Raw genomic sequence first — 23,259 nt, 5'->3', positions numbered from 1 at the left:
GAGAACCCCGCCCACCGCCCCACCCGCCGCACGGAGCCCGGCACGCCGCCGCAGGCGGCCGATGACCACAGCCCGGACGACTGGGGGGCGAGCCACGAGGTACTGGCCCACCTGGCCGAACACCGGGTCAGCCGGTGGCCCTGACGGAGGTGCCGGTGAGCGCAGCGTCATCCGGCGGCCTTGGGGTGGGCTTGCGCGGGCGCGAGAGAATGGACGGTGGCCATCGAACCGTAGGCACCGAACCGTACGAGGAGGACCAGACATGGCGGAGCCCACGCCGCGTCGGAACGAACCGCGGCTACGCCCCGCGCACCTGCTCTTCGAGCCGGTCGCAGCGGTCGCCGACCCGGAGCACTTCTTCGGCCTGGAGTCGATCGACGACCCCGCGGCGCTGCTGGCGCGCGCGACCGAGCTGACCCAGGCGTTCCGTGTGGCCACCGACCGCGCGGTGGAGTTCCAGGCCATGGCCGCCGCCCAGCTCGCCGACCCGCGCCGCTTCGACCGTCTGACCCCGGCCGACATCGCCGCGCGGGCCGAGTGGACCGAGGACTACGCGAAGAAGATGGTCGAGTTCGGCCGGGACCTGCTGAAGGGCAGCGAGGACGCGGAGCCGGCGGAGCCCCTCTAGCGGTCTCCGCGGAGCGGGGTACCGCACGCGGCATATGCCAGGCGGGTGCCAGGCGGGCAAGATACCCCCTCCGCTCCCTCCCGTCCCGGTTTTCCGCAACTCACGGCGAGCGTCGGCTCACGATAGGTATCAATTCCCTATGAGCAGCACACCGCACGAGACGCCCCTCCACGGCCCCGGCGACCGTTCCGACGCCGCCGGGGTCACCTCCGACGGAGCCGCCTGGCTCGCCTCCGCAGGAACGTATCCGCGGAGCACGCTCGCCCTGTGGGAGGAGCGGCCGGACGCCCCGGTCGTCCTGCCCTGCGGCTCGGTGTTCGACGTGGTGAACGCCCCGGCGGTGTTCGGCCGCCGCATGCTGGACCGGTTGTGGGACGAGGGGCCGGGCTCCGGGCCGGTCGCGGCGTTCCGGGGCCGGATGCTCCTGTTCGCCGCCCCCGGCACCGCCGCCCGGCTGCCGTCGCTGCTGGGCTGGGAGGAGTGGGGCGGCCGTGGCCAGGCCGTTCCGCCGCTGCTGTGCCACGGCACCGGCGACGCGGTGACCGTCCCCGCGCTCAACGGCGACCACTCCCCGGCCCCGGCCGGCGCGCGCTGGCTGGTCGGCCCGGACACCCGGCAGCCCTGGCTCCCCGGACCGGAAATCCTGCTCTGGGCGGCGGTGCGGGCGGCCCGCTCGGCCGTGCGGATATCGATTTTTCCTCCCGCCGATCAGGGTGCTAAGGTCTACGACGTCAGCAGGCGCCGCTAGCTCAGTTGGTTAGAGCAGCTGACTCTTAATCAGCGGGTCCGGGGTTCGAGTCCCTGGCGGCGCACGCGAAGTAGGCGAAAGGCCAAGCTCCTGTGAGCTTGGCCTTTCGTGTTTCCGACCCGCCACCTTCCGGCTCCGCCGCCCGCGTGTCAGTCCAGCTCCCCCGGCGTGATCTTCACGTTCCACGCGCCGGACGCCGTCCGCCCCTCCACCTCGACCCGCACGCCGTCCCCCGGGACGGTGAAGCTCTCGCCGAGGGCGACCGGGGCGTCGGCGAGCGGCGGGTAGACGGAGTTCTCCCAGCAGGCCTCGGTGCGCGGATGGGCGTCGACCACCTCGATCGGGCCGCCGCCGGAGGCCGTCTCGTCGCGGACCCGGTAGACGAGGATGCCCTGCCGGCAGGCCGCGCTGTCGTTCCCGGACGCGCCCCGCGCCTCGAAGGCCAGCACGCTGTCGGGCCCGGTGCGGACCACCGCCAGCTTGGTGCCGTCGCCGAGCCCGAAGGCCGGCGCGCCCGCGGCGCCCACCTCCGGCACCCCCGGCCCGGCCGACAGCGGCTCCAGGGTCAACCGGGTCGGCCGGGTCCCCCGTACGCACACCACCTGGCGCGGATTCAGCCACCCGAGCTTCCACTTGTGCCAGGCGAAGAGGTCCGGGGACAGACCGAACTGGCTGCCCATCAGATCCCAGTCGCCGACATAGGTGTCCCAGTCGCCCTTGCCGTCCACCGGGCGGTGGTAGAGGTCGGGGAGGTCGAAGACATGCCCGGTCTCATGGGCGAGAACCAGCCGGTCCGGCGGATGCCTCTCGAAGACGGTGACGACCCGGCGGAGGTCCGTGCCGTCGACGTGCACCGGGACGTCCAGGTTGACCACCTTCGTGGCGTCGGAGTCGACGCCCGGCGCGTCCGGATCGGCCACCAGGTACACGACGTCGTAGCGCGAGAAGTCGACCTGGGGATCGGCCGCCGCGAACGCGTCCCGCAGGTAGGCGGCCCGCAGCAGCAGGTTCCAGTCGCGCTTCATGCCGTAGGCGACCGAGGGCCGGGGCATCCGCAGCCAGTGCGTCAGCGGGTGCGGCCGGATGGTGAACTTCCCGTAGGAGGCCTGCTCGAAGTAGCGGCTGGTGGCCGGGAAGTGGTCGGCGGCCAGCTCCGCGGGGGTGGTGCGCGGGGGCGCGTCCGGGAAGGACAGGAACACCATCACGGCCGAGAGCGGGTGGGTGGGGCGGGTGTAGCCGGCGTTCCAGGTGTCGACGCCCTCGGAGTGGTGCGCGTCGGTGCGGTGCAGGGCACAGGGAGCCGTGGAGAACGGCTCGGCGGCCGACGGTCCGGTCAGGATCGTCGTCGCGACGAGCGCCGACATCGTGGTGAACACGGCGGCGGTGCTGCGCAGCAGGAGACGCGGCACGGAAGGACCTCCGGGGCGGTTCGCGGGACACCGCCACCCAGCCTGTGCGAGTTTGCCACCATATGACCTGTTTACCTGCACCAGAAGGGTGAGGTACCCGAACGGCCGACACCCCGGGAAACTCACGGAACGTCACAAGTGGCCAGGTGGCTCAAGAACCCGTCCAGGTGCGGGCAGAAACGATCTGTCAGAACCGGTGCTTCATCGTGGACACTGGACAGTGGCTGGAAGGCCCTTGGGCCAGCCTCTATGATCGGCACACTTTCCTGCACGGACAGAGATCGAGTGCACTGCGGGAGCGAGCGGTGAGCGGAACGTCCGAAGGGCCGACGCCCGCGGCAGACCTCGACCGGTCCGCCGTCACAGAGAGTGACAATATCTGTCGGAAGTCGTACAACGAGACGGCCGACACGAAGACAGGCGAGACAGCAGACACAACACAGACCACACAACCGGTACAGCTGACACAGCCGGCACAGCCGACAGGCCGGACGCCGGATCCGAACACGTACGAGCACGCCTTCACGGCCGCCGCGCTGCCCCTGGCCGTCGTCGACCGCGAAGGCCTGGTCAGCACCGCCAACGCGGCGTTCGGCACCCTGATCGGCGCCGACCCGGCCGGCCTGACCGGGCGGATCGCCGCGGATCTGGTGGACCTGGCCTCCGACGCCCGTACCTGGCACGCCTATCGCGAGGTACTGCGCGGCCGGCAGGCCAAGTTGCGCTGCACCCGCCGGCTCAAGCACCCCGACGGGCACTCGCTCTGGGTCCAGGTCACCGTCTCCCCGCTGGCGAGGGACACCCCGGGCGTGCTGCTGTCGGTCTCCGACATCAGTGCGCGCCGCGAACTCCAGGCCCGGCTACGGCACTTGCAGATGCATGACCCGGTGACCCGGCTGCCCAACCGGTCGTTGTTCTTCGAGCGCCTCTCGGCCGCGCTGGAGGCGGAGTCGTACGAGCAGGGCGGTACCGGCCGAATCGGCCTGTGCTACCTGGACCTTGACGGTTTCAAGGCGGTCAACGACACCCTCGGCCACCGGGTGGGCGACCGGCTGCTGGCCGCCGTCGCCGAACGGCTGACCCGGGTCGCCGGCGAGGCCGGCTTCGCGCGGGCCGGGGCGCCGCTGGTGGCCCGGCTCGGCGGCGACGAGTTCGCCCTGCTGGTCGAGGACTCGACGGGCACGGAACAGCTGGCCGATCTGGCCGAGTCGGCGCTGGCGGCTCTCCAGGCGCCGTTCGACCTGGCCGGCCAGCGGCTCTCCCTGTCGGCCTCGATCGGGGTGGTGGAGCGCCATGCGGCGGGTACGACGGCCACCGGTCTGATGCAGGCCGCCGACACGACCCTCTACTGGGCGAAGGCCGACGGCAAGTCCCGCTGGACGCTCTTCGACCCGGAGCGCAACGCCCACCTGGTCACCCGCCAGGCGCTCTCCTCCACCCTCCGCCCGGCCATCGAGCGCGGCGAGTTCGTGCTCGAGTACCAGCCGCTGGTGGGCATGGAGGACGGGCGGCTGAGCGGGGTCGAAGCCCTGGTCCGATGGAATCATCCGCAGTTCGGCACACTAGCGCCGAATCGGTTCATCGGATTGGCGGAGGAGGACGGTTCCATCGTCCCGCTCGGCCGCTGGGCCCTGACCACCGCCTGCCGGCAGGCCCGCCGGTGGCAGCTGGACCACCCCGGCGAGCCGCCGATCTTCGTGAGCGTGAACGTGGCCGTGCGCCAGGTCTGGGACTCCGACCTGGTCGCGGACGTGGCACAGACCCTCGCCGAGACTGGCCTGGCGCCGCATCTGCTCCAACTGGAGCTGACCGAGTCGGCGGTGATGGGCTCGGCGGGCCGTCCGCTGCAGGCCCTTCAGGCCCTGAGCGACATGGGGGTCCGCATCGCCATCGACGACTTCGGCACCGGCTACTCCAACCTCGCCTACCTCAGCCGGCTCCCGGTCTCGGTCCTCAAGCTGGACGGTTCCTTCGTCCGGGGCTTCCAGTACGACGACCCGGGCGACCGCCCGAACCCGGCCGACGAGGTCGTCGTGGAGGCGATGATCCAGCTGGCCCACCGGCTCGGCCTCACCGTCACCGCCGAATGCGTCGAGACCTCGGCGCAGGCCTCCCGGCTGCGTCACATCGGCTGCGACACCGGCCAGGGGTGGCTGTACTCCAGGCCGGTGACGCCGGACCGTATCTCCGAGCTGCTGTGCACCCGGACCTACGCGGACACCCCGGTCGGCAAACCGTAGGCGTCGGCGATCAGTTCGTAGGAGCGCAGGCGCAGCTCGCCGCGGTGGGCGTGGGTGGTGAGCATCAGCTCGTCGGCGCCGGTGCGCTTCTGGAGGTCGTCGAGACCCGCGCGCACCTCGTCGGCGGTGCCGTGCACGATGTTGGCGGTCCAGGAGTGCACGAACTCCTCCTCCATCGGGGAGAACTCGTGCTTCTCGACGTCGTCCGGGTCCGGGAACAGACCGGGCCGCCCGGTGCGCAGCCGCAGCATGTTCACCGCGCCGGCCCGCACCTGGCGCCGTGCCTCGCGCTCCTCGTCCACGGCGAGCGTGGAGACGCCGATGAGGGCGTACGGCTCGTCGAGGACGGCGGAGGGGCTGAAGGACTCGCGGTAGAGGTCGAGGGCCGGGACGGTGTTCTGCGCGGAGAAGTGGTGCGCGAAGGCGAACGGCAGCCCGAGCATGCCGGCGAGCCGGGCGCTGAAGCCGGAGGAGCCGAGCAGCCAGACGACCGGCCGGTGCGGGGACTGCACACCGCCGGGGCTGGTGCTCTGGACGGGGCCGGGGATGGCGTGGATCCGGCGGTACGGGTGGCCGTCGGGGAAGTCGTCGTCCAGGAACCGGGTGAGCTCGGCGAGCTGCTGGGGGAAGTCGTCGGCGCCCTCGTTGAGGGTCTGGGTTCGGCGGAGGGCGGCCGCGGTGGCCCCGTCCGTGCCCGGCGCCCGGCCGAGGCCCAGGTCGATCCGCCCCGGGGCCATGGCCTCCAGCGTGCCGAACTGCTCCGCGATGACGAGCGGGGCGTGGTTGGGCAGCATGACACCGCCCGAACCCAGCCGGATGCGCTCCGTGTGGGCGGCGAGGTGGGCGAGGATCACGGCGGGCGACGAGGAGGCCACCCCGGGCATGGAGTGGTGCTCGGCGACCCAGAACCGCTGGAAACCGCGGGCCTCGGTGAGCCGCGCGAGCTCCACGCTGGTGCGCAGGGCGTCGGTGGCGGTACTGCCGGTGCCCACGGTCACCAGGTCCAGTACGGAGAGGGGGACGGGGGCGGTCCCGTGCGTGATGCCCCGGATCTCGTCTGCCGACACGGTGAGAGCCTCCTGTTTGCGACCATGAGCTGTACTAGTGGGCGGTAACAGGAGGATGGCTCCGCTTATTCCTGACGCCGCTGGGCGGGAGCCCCCTGGTGCGGGGGGTCAGGCCTGGATGATCGGTTGGCGGGTGAACAGGGTGCCCAGCGCCGGCTCGTTCACCCGGCGGTCGGCCAGCCTCAGGCCCTCCCACACGGTCACCTGGTTCGCCGTGAGCACCGGCTTGGACAGCGCCTTCTCCAGGAGCGGAAGATGCGCCGCCGTGTGCAGCGCCGTGTCCGGGAGGAGTACCGCCTCCGCGCCGGAGGCGTCCGCGGTCCGCGCCAGGGTGAGCACCTCCTCCTCCCCCCACGTCCCCACCTCCGCCGCCGTGACGATCCCCGACGCGCGGACCCCGGTGACCTCCAGGCCCCCGGCCCGCAGGAAGTCCGCGAAGAGCTGCGCCACGTCGTCCGGGTAGGTCGCGCCGACCGCCACCCGCCGTACCCCGAGCTCCCGCGCCGCGTGCACGAACGCGAAGGACGCGGACGACGCCGGCAGCCCGGCCGCCTGGGCGAGGTCCCGGATCTGCTGGTGGGCGCCCTCCCAGCCGTACACGAAGCTGCCGCTGGTGCACGCCCACACCACCGCGTCCGCGCCCGCGAGCCGTAGTTCGTCCACCGCGGCCGCCAGCCGCCGGGCCGATCCCATCTCCAGCAGCGCGTCCACCCGGTGCGCGTCCTCGCCGATGTCGGTGTGGACGACGTCCACCCGGATGTCGCTGCCGAGGAGCTGTTCCATGCGCGGGTAGTCGTCTTCCGCGGAGTGCCCCGGATAGAGGATTCCGAGCGCTGTCATGTCCACCCTTCCTGCTGTTCTTCCGGCAGTACGGGCCACTCCCGCGGCGCCGATCCGTCCGGATGACCGATCAGCGTCTGATAGGGCCCAACGGCTCGGGTACCCAGCCTGCGCAGCGCCGCCCACATCGTGACCTGGTTGGCCGACAGAACGGGGACGCGCAGTTCGGCCTCCAGCTGGGGGATGACGTCGTAGGTGGGCAGGTTGGTGCAGGAGATGAACAGGGCGTCGGCGGCCCCGGGCCGTACCGCCTGCCGGGCCATGGCGACCACGTCCCGGTACGGCACCTGCCAGATGTGCCGGGTCAGCCCCATGAACGCGACCCCGGCGACCTGGACGCCCGCCTCCGCGACGTACTCCTCGAGCACCCGCGTCACCGAGACCGTGTACGGCGTGACCAGCGCGAGCCGCCGTACGCCCAGCTCGGTCAGCGCGTCGAGCAGCGCACCGGAGGTGGTGAGCGCGGGCAGCGCGCCGGAGCGGGTCATCGCCTCGCACATCGCGCGCTCCCCGGCGATGCCGCCGACGAAGCTGCCGGAGGTGCAGGCGTAGGCGACCACCTCGGGTGCGACGGCGGTCAGCGCGCGCACCGCCTCGCCGAGTGTCTCGTGCTCGCTGACCAGCCGGGCCAGGTCGAGGCTGACCTCGACCGGCACGAACGGCGTCCTGGTCAGGTGCAGGGACACGTCGTCGGGCACCCAGCGCCACAGTTCGCGGTCCAGAGCGAAGTCGAAGGGCGCCACGACTCCGACACCGCGCTGGGGACGGGGTCCGCCCAGAAAGGAGACGTCCATGGGGAGTCACCGGCCTCACGCTGGAAGTCGAGGGGCAACGGTCGGGTCACGCCCGTGTTGACGAAGGTAGGTTCGGGTGCGAGCGTGGTCAATCCGCGCATCTCAGACGCTCGATCCGCCCATGTCAGACGCTGCCGGACGCCGGGAGACCGCCCCGAATGACGCCGCCCGTCCCCACCCTGCTGGTCCTCGACGCCGACCCGCCCCCGCGGCTCGGCCGGCTCACCGGCCGCGCCCGGATCGTGCACACGGACGCGGCGGGTCTGGCGGCCCGGCTGCCTGCGGCCGACGCCCTCCTGATCTGGGACTTCGCCTCGCACGCCGTCCGCGACGCCTGGCCGGGCGAGGGGCCGCGGCCGCGCTGGGTGCACACGGCGAGCGCGGGCGTCGACCATCTGATGTGCCCCGAACTGGCCGCGTCCGACACGGTCGTCACCAACGCGCGCGGGGTCTTCGACCGGCCCATCGCCGAGTACGTGGCCGCGCTGGTCCTCGCGATCGCCAAGGACCTGCCGGAAACCCTCGGCCTCCAGCGGGAGCGGACCTGGCGGCACCGCGAGGCGCGCCGGGTCGGCGGCACCCGCGCGTGCGTGGTGGGCTCCGGCCCGATCGGCCGGGCCATCGTCCGCACCCTCAAGGCGCTCGACATCACCACCGCGCTGGTCGGCCGCGTCCCGCGCACCGGCATCCACGGCCCCGACGACCTCGATCGGCTGATGTCCCGCGCGGACTGGGTGATCGCGGCCGCGCCGCTGACCGAGCAGACGCGGGGCATGTTCGACGCGCACCGTTTCGACGTGATGCAGCCGTCGGCCTGCTTCATCAACGTCGGCCGGGGCCAGCTGGTCGACGAGGACGCGCTGGTGCGGGCGCTGACCCGGCGCTGGATCGCCGCCGCGGCCCTGGACGTCTTCACCACCGAGCCGCTCCCTGCCGACAGCCCGTTGTGGGACGTGCCCGGCCTCATCGTCTCGCCGCACATGAGCGGGGACACGATCGGCTGGCGGGACGAACTGGGCACTCAGTTCGTGGAGTTGTACGAGCGGTGGGCGGCGGGCAGATCTCTGCTGAACGTGGTCGACAAGAAGCGCGGTTACGTGCCCGGTCACTGACTCCCGGGAGGGTGCCCCTCATGCAGCTCACCGACCTCACCGGCCTCACCGCCCGACAGCTCCTCGACGGCTACCGCACGGGCGGGTTCGGCCCGGTGGAGGCCACCCGGGCGGTCCTGGAACGGGCGGCCCGGATCCAGCCGGAGGTCAACGCCTTCGTCCGCCTCACCGAGGAGGACGCACTGGCCCAGGCACGGGAGTCGGCGGAACGGTGGCGGCGGGGCGAGCCGAAGGGCCTGCTCGACGGCGTCCCGGTGACGGTGAAGGACATCTTGCTGATGCGCGGTCATCCGACCCTGCGCGGCTCCAGGACGGTGTCCGCCGACGGGAGTTGGGACGAGGACGCGCCCTCCGTCGCCCGGCTGCGCGAGCACGGCGCGGTGTTCATCGGCAAGACCACCACCCCCGAGCACGGCTGGAAGGGCGTGACCGACTCCCCGCTCTCCGGGATCACCCGCAACCCGTACGACCCGTCCCGCACCGCGGGCGGTTCGAGCGGCGGCAGCGCGGCGGCCGTCGCCCTGGGCGCCGGGCCCCTGTCGCTGGGCACGGACGGCGGCGGCAGCGTGCGCATCCCGGCGGCCTTCTGCGGGATCTTCGCCCTGAAACCGACGTACGGCCGCGTCCCGCTCTACCCCGCGAGCGCCTTCGGCACGCTGTCGCACGTGGGCCCGATGACCCGGGACGCGGCCGACGCGGCACTGCTGCTGGACGTGATCGGCACCCCGGACGCCCGGGACTGGTCGGCGCTGGGTCCCGCCCCGGGGTCTTTCACGGCCGGCCTCTCCGGGGGCGTGCGCGGACTGCGGGTGGCGTTCTCACCGACGCTGGGCGGCCAGGTGGCGGTCCGGCCGGGGGTCGCGGCGGCGGTACGGCGGGCGGTGACGCGGCTGGCCGGGCTGGGCGCGTACGTCGAGGAGACCGACCCGGACTTCAGCGATCCGGTGGAGGCGTTCCACGCGCTGTGGTTCGCGGGGGCGGCCCGGGTGACCCAGCGTCTCTCCCCGGAGCAGCGGGCGTCGCTCGACCCGGGGCTGCGGGAGATCTGCGGGCGGGGGGCCGGGCTGAGCGCGCTGGAGTATCTGGCGGCGGTGGACGTCCGGATGGACCTGGGGCGCCGCATGGGCCTCTTCCACGAGCGGTACGACCTGCTGGTCACGCCGACGCTGCCGCTCACCGCGTTCGAGGCGGGGGCGGAGATGCCGAGGAACTCGGGTTTCCGTCGCTGGACGGGGTGGACGCCGTTCACGTACCCCTTCAACCTGACCCAGCAGCCGGCCGCGACCGTGCCGGTGGGGCTGGACGGGGACGGGCTGCCGGTGGGGTTGCAGCTCGTGGCCGCCCGCCACCGGGACGATCTGGTGCTGCGGGCGGCCCATGCGCTGTACGAGGCGGGGGCGGCTTCGGTACCGCCGGTCAGCGCCGTCGCGGTCTGACGCGTCAGCCGGTCACCTGGACCACCGCCGTCCGTCCCGCCCGTACCGTCGGAGTCGCGTACGTGTACGTCACGCCGTCGACCTTCTTGGTGCGGACCCGCTGGGGGACGCCGTCGACCTCGATCCGCTTGTGCACGCCGGGGAAGCGGGCCTCCCAACGGTAGGAAGTCTCACGGGAGTTGTTCGTCAGCGTGGTCTTCGTCGCGCCGTCGTGCCGCACGGTGACGGTGGCCGTGCCGATGGGGACGTCCGCCGCCTGGAGCCACTTCATGCCGGACGGCAGCCGCGACTGGGTGGTCACCTTGTGGTCCGGGGCGTCCGGCGTGATGCCCATCAGGCCCTGGACGGTCTGGCTGACCAGGGTGAACGACACCTCGGGGTAGTCGCCGTCGGGCCCCTGGCTGGAGTTGACGTGCTGGGTCTCCCGCTCGCCGTAGATCTTCTGCATCCACTGCCAGGCGGTGTCGTTGCGGTTGTTCTTGAAGAACATGTCGGGCAGGTAGGTCGTCGACTCGATGTTGGGCGACCCCTCCGGCCCCAGCTCCTGCTGCTCGATGTAGTCGAGGTAGGCGTCGTTGCGCGGGCCGGGGTCGATGATCTGCTTCATCGGCATGAAGACGCTGTTCTCCTTGCCCCAGCCGGTGACCGGGGTGCCGGAGAGGGTGTAGGCGCGGACCATGTCGGCGCCGGTTCCGGTGCCGCTCCACTCGTCGTTGAAGTACGTCTTCAGGTCCGCGGCCTTCTTGTCGTACGTCTTGGCGAGTTTGGTGTCGCCCTTGCCGCGGGCGAGGACCGCCATCGCCAGGTACGCCTGGTACTCGGAGGCGATGCCGTCCCCGGCCTCGGCGAGGCCGTCGCCGTCCTGCTCGTTGTAGCTGGCGGCGCCCTGGAAGATGCCGTTGCCGGTGCCCTCGGCGACCTTGACCTTGCCGTTGTCCTTGGCGGAGTTGTGCAGGTCGATGAACTGCTCGGTGGCGTGCCGGTAGAAGTCCCACAGCACCGGGTCGTCGACGTATCTGCGGTCGCCGGTCCAGAGGTAGGCCTGGGCCGCCTTCTCGACGAGTTCGAAGGTGGCCGGCACCTCGCGCACGAAGTTGTCCGGGCTCTTGTAGTCGATGCTCAGGTACGTCCTGGCGTCGAAGTTGAGGGACCACACCGGGAAGTACTTGTGTTCGGCGGTGGCCGACTGCGCGTAGGAGCGGAGCATGGTCTCGTTCTCGGCGTCGAGGCCGATGAGGTGGGCGCCGGCGAGCTGGTGGGTCATGTCGCGGGAGTAGTAGGCGCTGCGGTTGGCGTATCCGGCCCAGTAGGTGGGCTCGTACGACGCGGTGCCGGTGCCGCCGGTCTGGTTCTCGTCGACGTTGACGGGGCCTGTCGTGCCGGGCAGTTGGACCCAGCTGTTGGCCTTCTTCTGGGCCCACGCGAACATCTCGGCGATCTCGGGGTCGGACGAGGTGACCTTGGGGTCGGCGGGCGCGGCGGGCGAGATCATCAGGTCGTCGGCGTTGACCCAGGCGGTGCCGGAGCCGAAGGCGATCCCCAGCCGGTCGCCGGTCCTCAACGTGACGCCGCTGATGGTGTACCGGGCGTAGCCGGGGTGCTGCGGCAGAGTGATCGTTTCGACGGTCTCGCCGTTGCGCCGGACCGTGTACGTGCCGCCGGTGCCGGCGCTGCCGATCCACGCGGAGAAGTCGTAACTGCCGTCGCGGGGCGCGACGACGGTGAGTTCCGCGCTCTTGCCGGCTCCGGCGTCGAGGTAGAGGAAGCGCTCGCCGCCGTGCCTGTTGCCGGTGCCGACGCCGGCGCCCGAGGTGAAGGTCCAGCCCGTGCCGCCGTTCTCGAAGCCGGGGTCGGGGATGGTGAGTTGGGGGCGGGGGCCCGGTGCCGCCTCGGCCGACACGGCGGGGGCCATCGGTGCGAGCAGGGCAACGGCGGTGAGCAGCATGAGCCTTGAGGGCTTCATCGGGTCTCCGGTCTCGATCACTGCGGTCGGGCGGGTGGGGCGGCCGAGCGGTGGCCGCAAGCTAACAGGGCCCGGAGAGGCGCTTCAATGGTCATGCAGAAGAAACATGCAAGACACGCAGAGCCATTGCCGTTTTCCATGGCATGATGCGCTGAAAGTTTTCATCGTTTTCGTGCAAGCGAGGTAGGGCGGGAACCGCTATGAAGGTCGGCATCACCGAGGTCGCGGAGCGGGCGCAGGTGAGCGAGGCCACCGTCAGCCGGGTCATCAACCGGCGTCAGGGTGTGGCGCGCAAGACCCGCGAGGCGGTCGAGCAGGCGATGGCCGACCTCGGGTACGAGCGGCAGACCCGGGGGCAGCTCATCGCGGTCATCACCGAGTTCGTCTCCAACCCGTTCTTCGCCGACGTCTGCGAACGGATCGAGTCCACGCTCGCCCCGCACGGCCTGAAGACGGTCCTGTGCCCGTGTTTCCCCGGCGGGGTGCAGGAGCTGGACTTCGTGACCTCCCTCGCCGACCGGGGCGTCGCCGCCGTGGTCTTCCTGTCGGCCAGCAACACGATCGAGGGCGCGGACCCGGCGGCGTACGAACTGCTGCGCTCCCGCCGGATCCCGTTCGTCGGGGTCAACGGCGAGTTCGAGGGCGTGGGCGATGTGCCGGTCTTCTCCACCGACGACCTGCTGGCCGCCGAACTCGCCGTGGACCACCTGCACCGCCTCGGCCACCGCCGGATCGGGATGGCGTCGGGCCCGGTCGGCAACCGCCCGGCGGACCGCCGGGTCAGCGGCTTCGTCTCCTCGCTCGCCCGGCGCGGGGTCGAGGATCCGGAGCAGTGGGTGGTCCGGCAGTCCTACACCGTCGAGGGCGGCCAGTCCGCCGCGATCTCGCTGCTCGGCCGGGGCGCCACGGCCATCGTGGCCGCCAGCGACTACATGGCCCTGGGCGCGATCCGCGGCGCGCGCCGCCAGGGGTACGACGTCCCGGGCGACGTGTCGGTCGTCGGCTACGACGGCGCCATGATCATGGACTTCGTCGACCCTCCGCTCACCACCGTCCGCCAGCCGGCCGACCGCCTGGCCGCGGAGGTGGCCCGCAGCGTCCTCGCCCTGGTGGGCAACCGCGAGGTCCCGGTCGGCGAGCTCCTCTTCGACCCCGAGCTGGTGATCCGCGCCAGCACGGCGGCGGTGGCACCTGGTCGACCGGACCATTGACCTAGACATCGGATCTATGCAGACTCTGCACGGAGATCCGGCCGGATCATCGGCGGTAACTCCCGCTATTCATCGGGTATTTCATCGCTCATGCATGCTCCGGAGGGACTATGCCCATGTCTCGGTTCGCGTTTCTCGGGGTGGCGCTCGCGCTGCTCGGCGGCGGGGCGGCCGCTCCTGTCGCCGCGGCGCCGAAGGCGGCACCGGTGGTGGTCGACGTGGACGACTACGGAGCCGACCCCACCGGCCGGACGGACTCGGCGCCCGCCGTCACCGCGGCGCTGCGGCACGCCAGGAGCCTCGACCGGCCGGTCAGGATCGTCTTCTCGAAGGGGACCTACCAGCTCTATCCCGAGCGGGCCGAGACACGTGAGCTGTACGTGTCCAACACCGTGGGCGCCGACCAGCGTTACCGGGACAAGAAGATCGGACTGCTCGTCGAGGACATGCACGACGTCACCGTCGACGGCGGCGGGGCCAAGCTCGAATACCACGGCCTCCAGACGGCGTTCGCGTCGATCCGCTCGACGAACGTGACCTTCACGAACTTCTCCTTCGACTACGCGGCCCCCGAGGTCATCGACGCGACCGTCGCCGAGACCGGCGTGCGCGACGGTCGCGCCTACCGCGTCCTGTCGATCCCGGCCGGCAGCCCGTACCGGGTGGACGGCACGCACATCACCTGGCTCGGCGAGACCAGTCCGGCCACCGGGCAGCCGTACTGGTCGGGGGTCGACGGACTCCAGTACACCCAGATCCACGACCCCGAGGCGCAACGGACCTGGCGCGGAGACAACCCTCTCTTCAACGACGTCGGCGCGGTCACCGACCTCGGCGGCCGCCGGATCCGCATCGACTACACCACCGCGTCGCAGCCGGCGGACGCCGGGCTCGTCTACCAGATGCGGCTCATCGAGCGGACCGAGCCGGGCGCCTTCATCTGGGAGTCCAAGAACGTCACGATGCGCTCGATGAACGCCTACTACCTGCAGTCCTTCGGTGTGGTGGGGCAGTTCAGCGAGAACATCTCCATCGACAAGGTGAACTTCGCCCCCGATCCGAAGTCCGGCCGCTCCACGGCCTCGTTCGCGGACTTCGTGCAGATGTCCGGCGTCAAGGGGAAGGTATCGATCACCCGGAGTCTCTTCGACGGCCCGCACGACGACCCGATCAACATCCACGGCACCTACCTGGAAGTCGTCGGGAAACCCGGGCCGAACACCCTCACCCTCGCCTACGAGCACCCGCAGACCGCCGGATTCCCGCAGTTCGCCCCGGGCGACGAGGTCGAGTTCACCGCCAAGCGCACGATGACCCGGCTGACCCCGGCGCACGCGAAGGTCACCGCGGTCGACGGGCCGAGCGGGACGGACCACGAGAAGCCGCTGACCACGATGACCGTCAGCTTCGACCGGCCGGTCCCCGCCGGGACCGAGATCGGCGGCACGGTCGTCGAGAACATCACGGCCACCCCGTCGGTCGTCATCTCCGGCAACGTGTTCCGCAACGTGCCGACCCGCGGCATCCTGGTCACCACCCGCAAGCCCGTCCTGATCACCGGCAACCGGTTCGACGCGATGTCCATGGCCAGCATCTACGTCTCCGCGGACGCCTACCAGTGGTACGAGTCCGGGCCGGTCTCCCACCTCACCATCCGCGACAACTCGTTCACGCGGCCCAGCGGCCCGGTCATCTTCGTGGAGCCGACCAACCAGGTCGTCGACCCGGCGAACCCGGTGCATCACAACATCTCGGTCGAGCACAACTCGTTCGACATCGGTGACGTGACCGTGGTCAACGCCAAGAGCGTCGGCGGGTTCACCTTCACCGGCAACACCGTCCGCCGGCTGGACGGGTCGGACCAACCGCCGTACACCTCACCGCTGTTCGTCTTCCACGGCAGCTCGGACATCCGGATCGCTCACAACCACTACGCCAAGGGCCTCAACACGTCCGTGGTCGCCGACTGAAACAGGGCGTCCGGGGTGGCTAGGCCCTGCGGAAAGCCAGGGACTCCCCCGCCGCTCCCGTCCGCCACAGGTCGTTGCAGGCCTCGGCCAGGTCCGGCAGGCCCCGCACCACCTCGCCCCACACGATCCCCGGCACCCAGCCCACATCGCCGTTGAGCAGCAGGTTGTTGCGTTCGTAGAAGAGGGCCAGGTCGACGACCGTGGTGCCGGGGCGCACCTCGCGGTCGTAGCCGTAGGCCTTCGTGCCCAACTCCGCGCCGGCGAAGGAGAAGTAGCAGAGGTCGCCGGGGATGGGGGTGACGGTCGGGTTCTCCAGGGGCGGTTCCGTCGCCGCGAATGGCGGGAAAAGAGCGTAGATCTCGTTGCGGGCGTACTTCGCGTGGTAGACGTCGCCGGCGAGCGGCAGGGCGCCCCAGACGGCGGCACAGGTCACCGGGGCCCGGTCGTCCAGCAGCCGGGCCGTGGCACTGACCCCGCGGGTGACCAGCGAGACTTCGATGAATCGATCGGCCATGCCTTCCATGATGCATAAGTCGATTGGCCCCGGGTAGCCGCGCCGCCATGGCTCCACCACTTGGGAACGAGACAGACACATCTGGGTATGAATCCAGACAAACTCGGCGTGCGGTGCTCGCGGGTGCCGCCGCCATCGGCGCGCTCGCCGCCGCCGGCTGCACCCGCGTGGCCACCGCGGCCGGCACCGACGGCGGTGACCTGCTGCAACGGCTGCGCGCCCAGGGTGTCGTACGGCTCGGGATCGCCGGTGAGATCCCCTTCGGGTACATCGACAAGGACGGGCAGCTCACCGGTGAGGCACCGGAGCTGGCGAAGGCGATCTTCAAGCGGCTCGGGGTCGACAAGGTGCAGCCGGTGCCGACCGAGTTCGGTTCGCTGATCCCGGGGCTGAACTCGCAGCAGTTCGACGTCGTGGCCGCCGGGATGTACGTCAACCCCGAGCGCTGCGAGCAGGTGATCTTCGCCGATCCCGACTACCAGATGCTCGACTCGTTCGTCGTACGCAAGGGGAACCCCAAGGGGCTGCACGACTACAAGGACGTCGTCGCCAAGAAGGCCAAGTTCGCCACCGGGACCGGGTACGCGGAGATCCAGTACGCGGTCGAGGCAGGGTACAAGGAGAGCGACATCCTGATCGTGCCGGACCAGGTCGCGGGGCTGAACGCCGTGGAGGCCGGGCGCGTGGACGTCTTCGCCGGGACCGCGGTCACCGTCCGCGAGGTGGTCAAGAAGTCCGCCAAGGCCGAGGCCACCAAGCCCTTCGCACCGCTCGTCGACGGCAAGCCGCACGTGGACGGGGGCGCGTTCGCGTTCCGGTCGGCCGAGACGAAGCTGCGGGACGCCTTCAACGTGGAGCTGCGCAAGCTCAGGAAGAGCGGCGAACTGCTCCGGATCCTGCGGCCGTTCGGCTTCACCCAGGCCGAGATGACCGACCTGACGGCCAAGGAGCTGTGCGGGGGAGGCAAGAGCGGATGACCTCGGGACTGTGGGACCTCGTACTCAAGGGCGTCTGGACCACCGTCCAGCTGCTCGTGCTGAGCGGGCTGCTGATGACCGCGGTGGCCTTCGTGGTGGGCGTGGCACGGACGAGCCGGCACTGGTTCGTCCGGTTCCTCGCCGGCTTCTACACCGAGGTGTTCCGTGGCACCTCGGCGCTGGTGATGATCTTCTGGGTGTTCTTCGTGCTGCCGGTCGCCTTCGGCTGGCAGCTGGTGCCGCTGTGGGCGGGCACCCTCGCACTCGGGCTGACCTACGGCGCGTACGGCACGGAGATCGTGCGCGGGGCGCTGAACGCGGTCGACCCGGCACAGCAGGAGGGCGGAATCGCGCTCAGCTTCACGCCCTGGCAGCGGCTGCGGCTGATCCTGCTGCCGCAGGCGGTACCGGAGATGATCCCCTCCTTCTGCAACCTGCTGGTCGAACTGCTCAAGGGCACCGCGCTGGTGTCGATCACCGGCATGGGCGACCTGGCGTTCAGCGGGAACCTGGTGCGCCTGGCATTGCAGGAGAGCGCGCACATCTACACGTACCTGCTGCTGATCTACTTCGTGATCGCGTTCGTCATCACCCGGCTGATGCGCGGCCTGGAGAAGCGCCTGCGGGCCGGAATCGGCAAGGCTCCGGGGACGGAGCAGGAGGCGCGTACGCGTAAGCGCGCCGAGGCGACCGGGGTCGGTGGTGTCGCGTGAAGTGGGACTGGAGTGCCGTCAGCGAGTTCATGCCGCACTTCTGGGACGGCCTGCTGGTCACCCTTGAGGCGCTGGTCCTCGGCTCGCTGATCTCGTTCTCGCTGGGGCTGGTGTGGACGCTGCTGATGCGGACGCCGACCAGGTGGGTGCGCTGGCCGGTGGGCGTGGTGACCGAGTTCGTCCGCAACACCCCGCTGCTGGTGCAGCTGTTCTTCCTGTTCTACGTGCTGCCCGAGTGGGGACTGACGTTCTCCGCGCTGACCACCGGTGTCCTCGCGATCGGCCTGCACTACTCGACGTACACCATGCAGGTCTACCGGGCCGGCATCGAGGCCGTGCCGGTCGGCCAGTGGGAGGCGGCGACGGCGCTGAACCTGCCGGCGCGGCGGACCTGGACGGTGGTGATCCTGCCGCAGGCGCTGCGCCGGGTCGTGCCGCCGCTCGGCAACTACGTGATCTCGATGCTCAAGGACACACCGATCCTGATGTCGATCACCGTCCTGGAGATGCTCGGGCAGGCGCGGCTCTTCTCCCAGCAGCACTTCCAGTTCACCGAGCCGGTGACGGTGATCGGCGTCGCCTTCATCGTCATCTCCTACCTCGCCTCCCTTCTTCTGCGCACCCTGGAGCGTCGCCTTGTCCGTTGAGACCAGCAAGCAGCCGAGTACCGCCGATACGACGCCCACCGAGCTGATCCGCATCGAGGGGGTGACCAAGCGGTTCGGGGACAACACCGTCCTCGACGGGCTCGACCTCACCGTGCAGGCCGGCCGGCACGTCACCCTGATCGGGCCCTCCGGCTCCGGCAAGACCACGATCCTGCGGATGCTGATGACCCTGACCAAGCCGGACGCCGGCACCATCACCGTCGACGGGCAGCGGCTCTTCCCGGCGCCGGAGAAGGAGCTGCGGGAGGTCCGCAAGCAGATCGGGATGGTCTTCCAGCAGTTCAACCTGTTCCCGAACATGACCGTGCTGCGCAACCTCACCGAGGCCCCGGTGACCGTGCTCGGCCTCTCCAAGGACGAGGCGGAGGCGCGCGCCCGGGAGCTGCTCGACCTGGTGGGCCTCGCCGACAAGTGCGACGCCCGGCCGACCCAGCTCTCCGGCGGCCAGCAGCAGCGGGTGGCGATCGCCCGGGCCCTGGCCATGCGGCCGAAGGTGCTGCTCCTCGACGAGGTGACCTCGGCGCTCGACCCCGAGCTGGTCGCGGGCGTCCTCGACCTGCTCAGGGACATCGCCCGCACCACCGACATCACGATGCTCTGTGTGACCCACGAGATGAACTTCGCCCGGGACATCTCCGACCAGGTCCTGATGTTCGACGCGGGCCGGATCATCGAGGCGGGCCCGCCGGAGCGGATCTTCAGCGAGCCCGAGCACGAGCGGACCCGGGAGTTCCTCAGCGCGGTGCTGTAAGCGTCTCCGCGCAAACCGTCGTAAAAGATTCCCCGCGCGATGTCATGATTACATGAAGTGAACGCTCGATCACCCGAGGTCCGGCGCTCAGCTCATTCCGCTGACATATGCCAACGGGTCTTCGTCGCAGCTGGGAGGGCCGGAATCTCGCCAACACCCCCTCCGTTTCCGGCTGCTGCCCGTTATCGTGGAGAGGATCCGTTGCCCGGATCACGGCCCAAGCAGTGCTGCCGAAGGCAGCGTCGCCGAGCGAGCGCAGGGGGATTCACCGTGGCGCTGAAGCACGAGCCGACCGCCCCGTACCACTCCGCCCAGGACGCGCTGCGCGTCCTGGAGACGGTGGCGGGGCACGCCGACGGCGTCACCGACACCGAACTGGCCCGCCGGACCGGTCTCGAACCCGAGCGGCTGACCACGCTGCTGCGCATGCTGCGCCGCGAGGGCTATGTCGAGCAGGTCGCCGACGGCGCCTACGTCACCGGCGAGACCCTGCGCCGCCTCGGCTCCGCGCACGACCGGGAGCGCGCCCTCGGCGAGCAGCTCCAGCTGGTCCTCGACCGGCTGCGCGACTCGGTCGGCGCGGCGGTCTACCTCAGCCGGTACGTCGACGGCGAGGTGCGGATCGGCCCGTACGCGGCCGGCCCGGGCACCCCCGCGGTCAACGAGTGGGTGGACTTCCGGTCCTCCGCGCACGCCACCGCGATCGGCAAGAGCCTGCTCACCCAGCTCGACCACAACGGCCGCCGCGACCATCTCTCCCGGCACAAGATGGCCCGCCTCACCTCGCGCACCATCACCAGCGACAAGCTGCTGCTCTCCCGGCTGGCCGCCCAGCCGCCGACGGTGCCGGTCCTGGACCTCCAGGAATACGCGATCGGCACGGTGTGCGCGGCGGTGCCGATCACCGCGGGCTCGTCGGTGGGCTGCCTGGCCCTGTCCCTGCCGGTCGAGCACGCGCACCGGCTCCGGCAGGCCGCCGACGCGCTGAACCGCAGCGCGGCCCCGGTACTGCTCTCCCTCGCCATCTGAGCCGGCGGCTTCCCTCCGAGGCTGGTCGGAAGCACCCCCGCGGACCAGGTAGTATTTTCTTCGTCGCCAGCCGCGAGACAGAGATCGGACGGTTCGGCGAGAGTCATGCGCCGCTAGCTCAGTTGGTTAGAGCAGCTGACTCTTAATCAGCGGGTCCGGGGTTCGAGTCCCTGGCGGCGCACGATGACGAGGGCGAGCCTTGTCCGCGGAAAGCGCGGACGCTGCTCGCCCTCTCTTTATTGCGCGTCCTCGGCGGTCAGTCTGCGGTAGGTCTGCTCGCCCGGCGGCCGCCACCACACCGGGTCGGCGCACCGCACCCCTTCCCTGCGCAGTGCGGCCCGCTGGATCTTGTTGGTCGCCGTCACCGGCATCCGCTCCACCACCCGCACGAACCGGGGCGCCATCTTCGTCCCCAGGTCGGGCTGGGCCAGCAGGAACTCGGCGAAGTCCAACGGCTCGAATCGCCCGGCGACGGTCGCCATCACCTGGTCCCCGGTCACCGGGTCCGGCACCCCGTAGACGGCGACGGCATCCGCGCCCTCGTACCGTGCCACGATGTTCTCGATCATCGCGGCGGCCAGGTTCTCCCCGTCCACCCGGATCCGGTCATCGGTGCGGCCCGCGAAGTACAGAAAGCCGTCTTCGTCCCGGTAGAAGAGATCCCCGGTCCAGTACCACCCTCCGCGGCGCCGCTCGGCCTCCGCCTCCGGGTTGCGCCAGTACCCCTCGAAGGGGTTCGGCGCCCGGTTCACCAGCTCTCCTATGGCCTGCTCCCCGTTGAGCAGCCGACCCCCGGCGTCGAAGACCGCGGCCGGGCACTCCGCCCCCGTCTCCTGGTCGAGTACGACGAGACCGGGCGCCGCCCGCCCCACCGCCCCGCCGGGCGTCCCCGGCGACCACTGGATCGCGGCCCCGCCCTCCGACGAGCCGTACCCCTCGACCAGCCGCACCCCGAACCGCTCCTCGAAGGCGGCCGCGTCCACCGCGCCGGCCTCCGTGCCGAAGCCGAGCCGCAGCGGATTGTCCCGGTCGTGGGCGCGCGGCTCGGTGGCCAGGATGTACTGCACGGCACGGCCGACATAGGTGAAGTAGGTCGCCCGGTAGCGCCGGACGTCCGGGAGGAATCCCGACGCCGAGAACCGCCGCCGCAGCGCCACCCCGGCGCCCGCCGTCAGCGCGGGCGCCCAGTCGGCGATCACCGCGTTGCCGTGGAACATCGGCATGCAGATGTAGTGCACGTCCTCGGGTCCGACCCCGAACTGCCCGGCGAGCGACCGCCCGGCCGCCGCGAGCCTGCCCTGGGAGCAGAGGGCGGCCTTGGGGGCGCCGGTGGAACCGGAGGTGAAGTAGAGCAGGATCCGGTCACCGGGGGCGGCCCGCGAGGCGTCCGGGAAGGCGCCGAGATAGGGCGCGAGCAGCGCGCCGTACGCCGGATCGTCGGTGACGAGGACGCGCACTCCGGGCAGCTCCAGCCCGTCGAGCAACGGCAGATGGGCCCGCTCGGTGACGAGGACCGGGCACTCGGCATGCCGGATGTCCCGCGCGAGCTCGGCCCCGCGCCGGGTCGGATTGACCCCGGCGACGGCCGCCCCGGCGAGCGCGGCGGCCCCCAGCCAGAGCGGGAACTCCGGGGTGTTGTCGAGCAGCACGCCCACATGGGGCACGGCACCGGACGGCAGCAGATCCCTCAGCAGAGCCGCACGGGCGGCGGCCCCGCCGGCCACCTCGTGATGCGTCAGCACCTGCTCCTCGAACCACAGTCCCGGCCGGTGGTCACCCCACCGGGCGGCGACGGCTTCAGCGACGGTGCGCACTTCGAAGGCCATGAAGAGGCAGATTAATTGACACCCCGTCAGATAAATACCCAAGGGGCGCGGGGAACTGCGCGATCAACCACGACGAACCCGCAGCGCCTCGCTCACAGATCGCGGCACTCACGGAGCAAACCCGTCCGCCACCGAGAAGAAGGAGTGCACCACCCCCATGAAGGTCAGGGCGAACCCGATGAACACCGCGAAGAACGCCACCGTGCACCCGGTCCCCGCGGCCAGCTTCCCCGGGGCGGGCGGCCGCGCCGTGGCCCCCTCCGGGTTCTCCGGCAGGTAGTACACCGTGACGAAGTCACCCTCGACGACGGTGGACCGCCCGTTGCTCTCGTCGATGCGGACAGTCCGCCCCTCGGCCGTCGTGAACTCGTACACATGGTGCAGCGTGGTCGTCACGGACGTGTCCCCGCCGCCGCTGGTCGTGGTGTACGACCGCAGACAGCGCGCCTCGGCCGTACGGCCGTGCCGCCACGTCCGGCTGATCTGGCGGGACCGCTTCACCGTTCTGATCACCCCGTACACCCCGCCGACGACGAAGATGCCGGGAATGATGTAGAAGAACGCTTGCAGCAGGCCCATGGCAGTCCCCCGGATGACGAACACCGGTCCGACTGACCGATGTGGCGGGAACGTACCCCTGCGACCTGCCGCAGGTCCTCAAGCGAAGCTCAGATCAGCCGGATGTTACCCAGTCGTCGAACGGCGCCGGTCAGAACGTGACGTCTGAGCAGGCGTAGAACGCGTTGCCCGTGTCGGCGATCGTCCAGACCGCCAGGATCACGTGGTGACCGCTCAGCCCCGACGGCAGGGTGCCGCTGTGGCTGACGGTGCTCGGCGGGCGCTGGCCGTTGTAGGGGACGGTGAGGAAGGGGGTGGTGTTGAGGTCCGAACGGGCGAGGGCGTGGTTCTGGTTCCAGCCCGACTTGGTGACGTAGTACTTGAAGTCGGTCGTGGCGTGCATCGCCGTGAACTGCCAGCGGAAGGTGTACGACTGGCCGCCCGTCACCTTCGTCGTCGGCCAGGCGCCGCCGGACGGCGTGGTGGGCGAGCTGAGCTGGGCGAACCGGCTCAGCCCGCCGTTGCAGAGCTGGCCGTCGGCGGGGCCGGCCGCCGGGAAGCCCTTCGGGCCCTCGACGCTCTGCGGTTCCCACTGGATGTCACCGCAGTTGGTCACGGTGCCGTTGGCGCAGAGCTTCTGCCTGCTGATGGGGAGGTCGGTGTAGCCGTGCCCGCTGGCGCCGCCGGTGGAGAGCGCGAAGGCTCCGGCGGTCGCCACACCGAGCACGACGGCCGAGATCTTGGTCCGTTTACGCATGCTGCCGCTCCTGGAGAACGTGGGGAGGTTCTGTGAGCCGTGCAGGTC

At 70.8% G+C, this 23,259-nt stretch carries 21 protein-coding genes and 2 tRNA genes; 14 read left to right on the top strand and 9 right to left on the bottom strand.

Annotation, left to right across the window (positions count from 1 at the left end):
* Positions 1-262 precede the first annotated feature (262 nt).
* The 3 genes from ACGFZQ_RS01185 (at position 263) to ACGFZQ_RS01175 (ending at position 1,440) form a co-directional block, all read left to right on the top strand.
* Positions 263-628: a hypothetical protein gene (locus tag ACGFZQ_RS01185; RefSeq protein WP_351745155.1), complete on the top strand. Its 366-nt coding sequence runs from the start codon at positions 263-265 to the stop codon at positions 626-628.
* A 139-nt stretch (positions 629-767) separates the two neighbouring features.
* Positions 768-1,376, top strand: coding sequence for a bifunctional DNA primase/polymerase (locus ACGFZQ_RS01180; RefSeq protein ID WP_393838617.1), 609 nt, complete (start codon positions 768-770; stop codon positions 1,374-1,376).
* Positions 1,367-1,440, top strand: a tRNA-Lys gene (locus tag ACGFZQ_RS01175). Before ACGFZQ_RS01180 ends, ACGFZQ_RS01175 begins: the two co-directional genes overlap by 10 nt.
* Positions 1,441-1,525: 85 nt before the next feature.
* Here ACGFZQ_RS01175 and ACGFZQ_RS01170 read toward each other — a convergent pair.
* Positions 1,526-2,740, bottom strand: coding sequence for a M6 family metalloprotease domain-containing protein (locus tag ACGFZQ_RS01170; protein ID WP_393839219.1), 1,215 nt, complete (start codon positions 2,738-2,740; stop codon positions 1,526-1,528).
* A gap of 350 nt (positions 2,741-3,090) precedes the next feature.
* Between ACGFZQ_RS01170 and ACGFZQ_RS01165 the strand changes: the two genes are divergently transcribed.
* Positions 3,091-5,025: a putative bifunctional diguanylate cyclase/phosphodiesterase gene (locus tag ACGFZQ_RS01165; RefSeq protein ID WP_393838616.1), complete on the top strand. Its 1,935-nt coding sequence runs from the start codon at positions 3,091-3,093 to the stop codon at positions 5,023-5,025.
* Here ACGFZQ_RS01165 and ACGFZQ_RS01160 read toward each other — a convergent pair.
* The 3 genes from ACGFZQ_RS01160 to ACGFZQ_RS01150 form a co-directional block, all read right to left on the bottom strand.
* Entirely contained in the window at positions 4,995-6,092 is a 1,098-nt protein-coding gene (locus ACGFZQ_RS01160; protein ID WP_393838615.1) for an LLM class flavin-dependent oxidoreductase, read from the bottom strand. The genes ACGFZQ_RS01165 and ACGFZQ_RS01160 overlap by 31 nt on opposite strands.
* Before the next feature lie 108 nt (positions 6,093-6,200).
* Positions 6,201-6,932 carry an aspartate/glutamate racemase family protein gene (locus tag ACGFZQ_RS01155; RefSeq protein ID WP_393838614.1) on the bottom strand — a complete coding sequence of 244 codons (732 nt, stop codon included), beginning with the start codon at positions 6,930-6,932 and terminating at the stop codon, positions 6,201-6,203.
* Positions 6,929-7,726, bottom strand: a complete 798-nt coding sequence (locus tag ACGFZQ_RS01150) for an aspartate/glutamate racemase family protein (RefSeq protein WP_351745167.1) — start codon at positions 7,724-7,726, stop codon at positions 6,929-6,931. Before ACGFZQ_RS01150 ends, ACGFZQ_RS01155 begins: the two co-directional genes overlap by 4 nt.
* 158 nt (positions 7,727-7,884) lie before the next feature.
* On the opposite strand from ACGFZQ_RS01150, the gene ACGFZQ_RS01145 reads away from it, so the two are divergent.
* A complete protein-coding gene (locus tag ACGFZQ_RS01145) occupies positions 7,885-8,838 on the top strand; it encodes a D-2-hydroxyacid dehydrogenase (RefSeq protein ID WP_393838613.1) in 954 nt (317 codons plus the stop codon).
* Between the two features lie 20 nt (positions 8,839-8,858).
* On the top strand, positions 8,859-10,274 hold the full coding sequence (locus ACGFZQ_RS01140) for an amidase (protein WP_393838612.1): 1,416 nt from the start codon (positions 8,859-8,861) through the stop codon (positions 10,272-10,274).
* 4 nt (positions 10,275-10,278) lie between these two features.
* Here ACGFZQ_RS01140 and ACGFZQ_RS01135 read toward each other — a convergent pair whose 3' ends face one another.
* Entirely contained in the window at positions 10,279-12,237 is a 1,959-nt protein-coding gene (locus tag ACGFZQ_RS01135) for a hypothetical protein (RefSeq protein WP_393838611.1), read from the bottom strand.
* A gap of 200 nt (positions 12,238-12,437) precedes the next feature.
* Here ACGFZQ_RS01135 and ACGFZQ_RS01130 point away from each other — a divergent pair, with 200 nt between their 5' ends.
* On the top strand, positions 12,438-13,448 hold the full coding sequence (locus tag ACGFZQ_RS01130; protein WP_382532971.1) for a LacI family DNA-binding transcriptional regulator: 1,011 nt from the start codon (positions 12,438-12,440) through the stop codon (positions 13,446-13,448).
* Positions 13,449-13,564: 116 nt separating this feature from the next.
* Positions 13,565-15,418 carry a right-handed parallel beta-helix repeat-containing protein gene (locus ACGFZQ_RS01125; RefSeq protein ID WP_393838610.1) on the top strand — a complete coding sequence of 618 codons (1,854 nt, stop codon included), beginning with the start codon at positions 13,565-13,567 and terminating at the stop codon, positions 15,416-15,418.
* Between the two features lie 19 nt (positions 15,419-15,437).
* On the opposite strand, the gene ACGFZQ_RS01120 is transcribed toward ACGFZQ_RS01125, so the two are convergent.
* A complete protein-coding gene (locus ACGFZQ_RS01120; protein ID WP_393838609.1) occupies positions 15,438-15,932 on the bottom strand; it encodes a DUF3830 family protein in 495 nt (164 codons plus the stop codon).
* Between the two features lie 47 nt (positions 15,933-15,979).
* Between ACGFZQ_RS01120 and ehuB the strand changes: the two genes are divergently transcribed.
* From ehuB to ACGFZQ_RS01090, 6 genes are all read left to right on the top strand, one after another.
* Positions 15,980-16,909 (top strand): ectoine/hydroxyectoine ABC transporter substrate-binding protein EhuB, encoded by a 930-nt coding sequence (gene ehuB / locus ACGFZQ_RS01115; RefSeq protein WP_351745184.1) that lies wholly within the window; start codon positions 15,980-15,982, stop codon positions 16,907-16,909.
* On the top strand, positions 16,906-17,622 hold the full coding sequence (ehuC, locus tag ACGFZQ_RS01110; protein ID WP_393838608.1) for an ectoine/hydroxyectoine ABC transporter permease subunit EhuC: 717 nt from the start codon (positions 16,906-16,908) through the stop codon (positions 17,620-17,622). Before ehuB ends, ehuC begins: the two co-directional genes overlap by 4 nt.
* A complete protein-coding gene (ehuD, locus tag ACGFZQ_RS01105) occupies positions 17,619-18,269 on the top strand; it encodes an ectoine/hydroxyectoine ABC transporter permease subunit EhuD (protein WP_351700944.1) in 651 nt (216 codons plus the stop codon). Before ehuC ends, ehuD begins: the two co-directional genes overlap by 4 nt.
* Positions 18,259-19,041 carry an ectoine/hydroxyectoine ABC transporter ATP-binding protein EhuA gene (gene ehuA, locus ACGFZQ_RS01100; RefSeq protein ID WP_393838607.1) on the top strand — a complete coding sequence of 261 codons (783 nt, stop codon included), beginning with the start codon at positions 18,259-18,261 and terminating at the stop codon, positions 19,039-19,041. The genes ehuD and ehuA overlap by 11 nt, the downstream gene beginning before the upstream one ends.
* 270 nt (positions 19,042-19,311) lie before the next feature.
* The gene (locus tag ACGFZQ_RS01095; protein WP_393838606.1) at positions 19,312-20,070 is read left to right on the top strand and encodes an IclR family transcriptional regulator; all 759 of its coding nucleotides are present in this window, start codon (positions 19,312-19,314) and stop codon (positions 20,068-20,070) included.
* A gap of 107 nt (positions 20,071-20,177) precedes the next feature.
* Positions 20,178-20,251: transfer RNA gene (locus ACGFZQ_RS01090), tRNA-Lys, on the top strand.
* Positions 20,252-20,306: 55 nt separating this feature from the next.
* Here the strand turns inward: ACGFZQ_RS01090 and ACGFZQ_RS01085 are convergent.
* From ACGFZQ_RS01085 to ACGFZQ_RS01075, 3 genes are all read right to left on the bottom strand, one after another.
* Positions 20,307-21,896, bottom strand: a complete 1,590-nt coding sequence (locus ACGFZQ_RS01085) for a long-chain-fatty-acid--CoA ligase (protein WP_393838605.1) — start codon at positions 21,894-21,896, stop codon at positions 20,307-20,309.
* A 108-nt stretch (positions 21,897-22,004) separates the two neighbouring features.
* Complete coding sequence (locus ACGFZQ_RS01080; protein ID WP_393838604.1) at positions 22,005-22,475, bottom strand: DUF3592 domain-containing protein; 471 nt, start codon at positions 22,473-22,475, stop codon at positions 22,005-22,007.
* A gap of 130 nt (positions 22,476-22,605) precedes the next feature.
* Positions 22,606-23,211, bottom strand: coding sequence for a lytic polysaccharide monooxygenase (locus tag ACGFZQ_RS01075; protein WP_393838603.1), 606 nt, complete (start codon positions 23,209-23,211; stop codon positions 22,606-22,608).
* Between the last annotated feature and the right edge of the window lie 48 nt (positions 23,212-23,259).

The organism is Streptomyces sp. NPDC048254, assembly GCF_043201895.1.
Classification (GTDB): Bacteria; Actinomycetota; Actinomycetes; order Streptomycetales; family Streptomycetaceae; genus Streptomyces.
The sequence above is the reverse complement of the archived record's forward strand: the minus strand, read 5'-3'. Positions and strand labels throughout refer to the sequence as shown.

Coding starts and splice junctions, on each gene's coding strand:
- ACGFZQ_RS01185 (WP_351745155.1), top strand. CDS start 263: ATGGCGGAGCCCACGCCGCGTCGGAACGAACCGCGGCTACGCCCCGCG.
- ACGFZQ_RS01180 (WP_393838617.1), top strand. CDS start 768: ATGAGCAGCACACCGCACGAGACGCCCCTCCACGGCCCCGGCGACCGT.
- ACGFZQ_RS01170 (WP_393839219.1), bottom strand. CDS start 2,740: ATGTCGGCGCTCGTCGCGACGACGATCCTGACCGGACCGTCGGCCGCC.
- ACGFZQ_RS01155 (WP_393838614.1), bottom strand. CDS start 6,932: ATGACAGCGCTCGGAATCCTCTATCCGGGGCACTCCGCGGAAGACGAC.
- ACGFZQ_RS01150 (WP_351745167.1), bottom strand. CDS start 7,726: ATGGACGTCTCCTTTCTGGGCGGACCCCGTCCCCAGCGCGGTGTCGGA.
- ACGFZQ_RS01145 (WP_393838613.1), top strand. CDS start 7,885: ATGACGCCGCCCGTCCCCACCCTGCTGGTCCTCGACGCCGACCCGCCC.
- ACGFZQ_RS01140 (WP_393838612.1), top strand. CDS start 8,859: ATGCAGCTCACCGACCTCACCGGCCTCACCGCCCGACAGCTCCTCGAC.
- ACGFZQ_RS01135 (WP_393838611.1), bottom strand. CDS start 12,237: ATGAAGCCCTCAAGGCTCATGCTGCTCACCGCCGTTGCCCTGCTCGCA.
- ACGFZQ_RS01130 (WP_382532971.1), top strand. CDS start 12,438: ATGAAGGTCGGCATCACCGAGGTCGCGGAGCGGGCGCAGGTGAGCGAG.
- ACGFZQ_RS01125 (WP_393838610.1), top strand. CDS start 13,565: ATGTCTCGGTTCGCGTTTCTCGGGGTGGCGCTCGCGCTGCTCGGCGGC.
- ACGFZQ_RS01120 (WP_393838609.1), bottom strand. CDS start 15,932: ATGGCCGATCGATTCATCGAAGTCTCGCTGGTCACCCGCGGGGTCAGT.
- ehuB (WP_351745184.1), top strand. CDS start 15,980: ATGGCTCCACCACTTGGGAACGAGACAGACACATCTGGGTATGAATCC.
- ehuC (WP_393838608.1), top strand. CDS start 16,906: ATGACCTCGGGACTGTGGGACCTCGTACTCAAGGGCGTCTGGACCACC.
- ACGFZQ_RS01085 (WP_393838605.1), bottom strand. CDS start 21,896: ATGGCCTTCGAAGTGCGCACCGTCGCTGAAGCCGTCGCCGCCCGGTGG.
- ACGFZQ_RS01080 (WP_393838604.1), bottom strand. CDS start 22,475: ATGGGCCTGCTGCAAGCGTTCTTCTACATCATTCCCGGCATCTTCGTC.
- ACGFZQ_RS01075 (WP_393838603.1), bottom strand. CDS start 23,211: ATGCGTAAACGGACCAAGATCTCGGCCGTCGTGCTCGGTGTGGCGACC.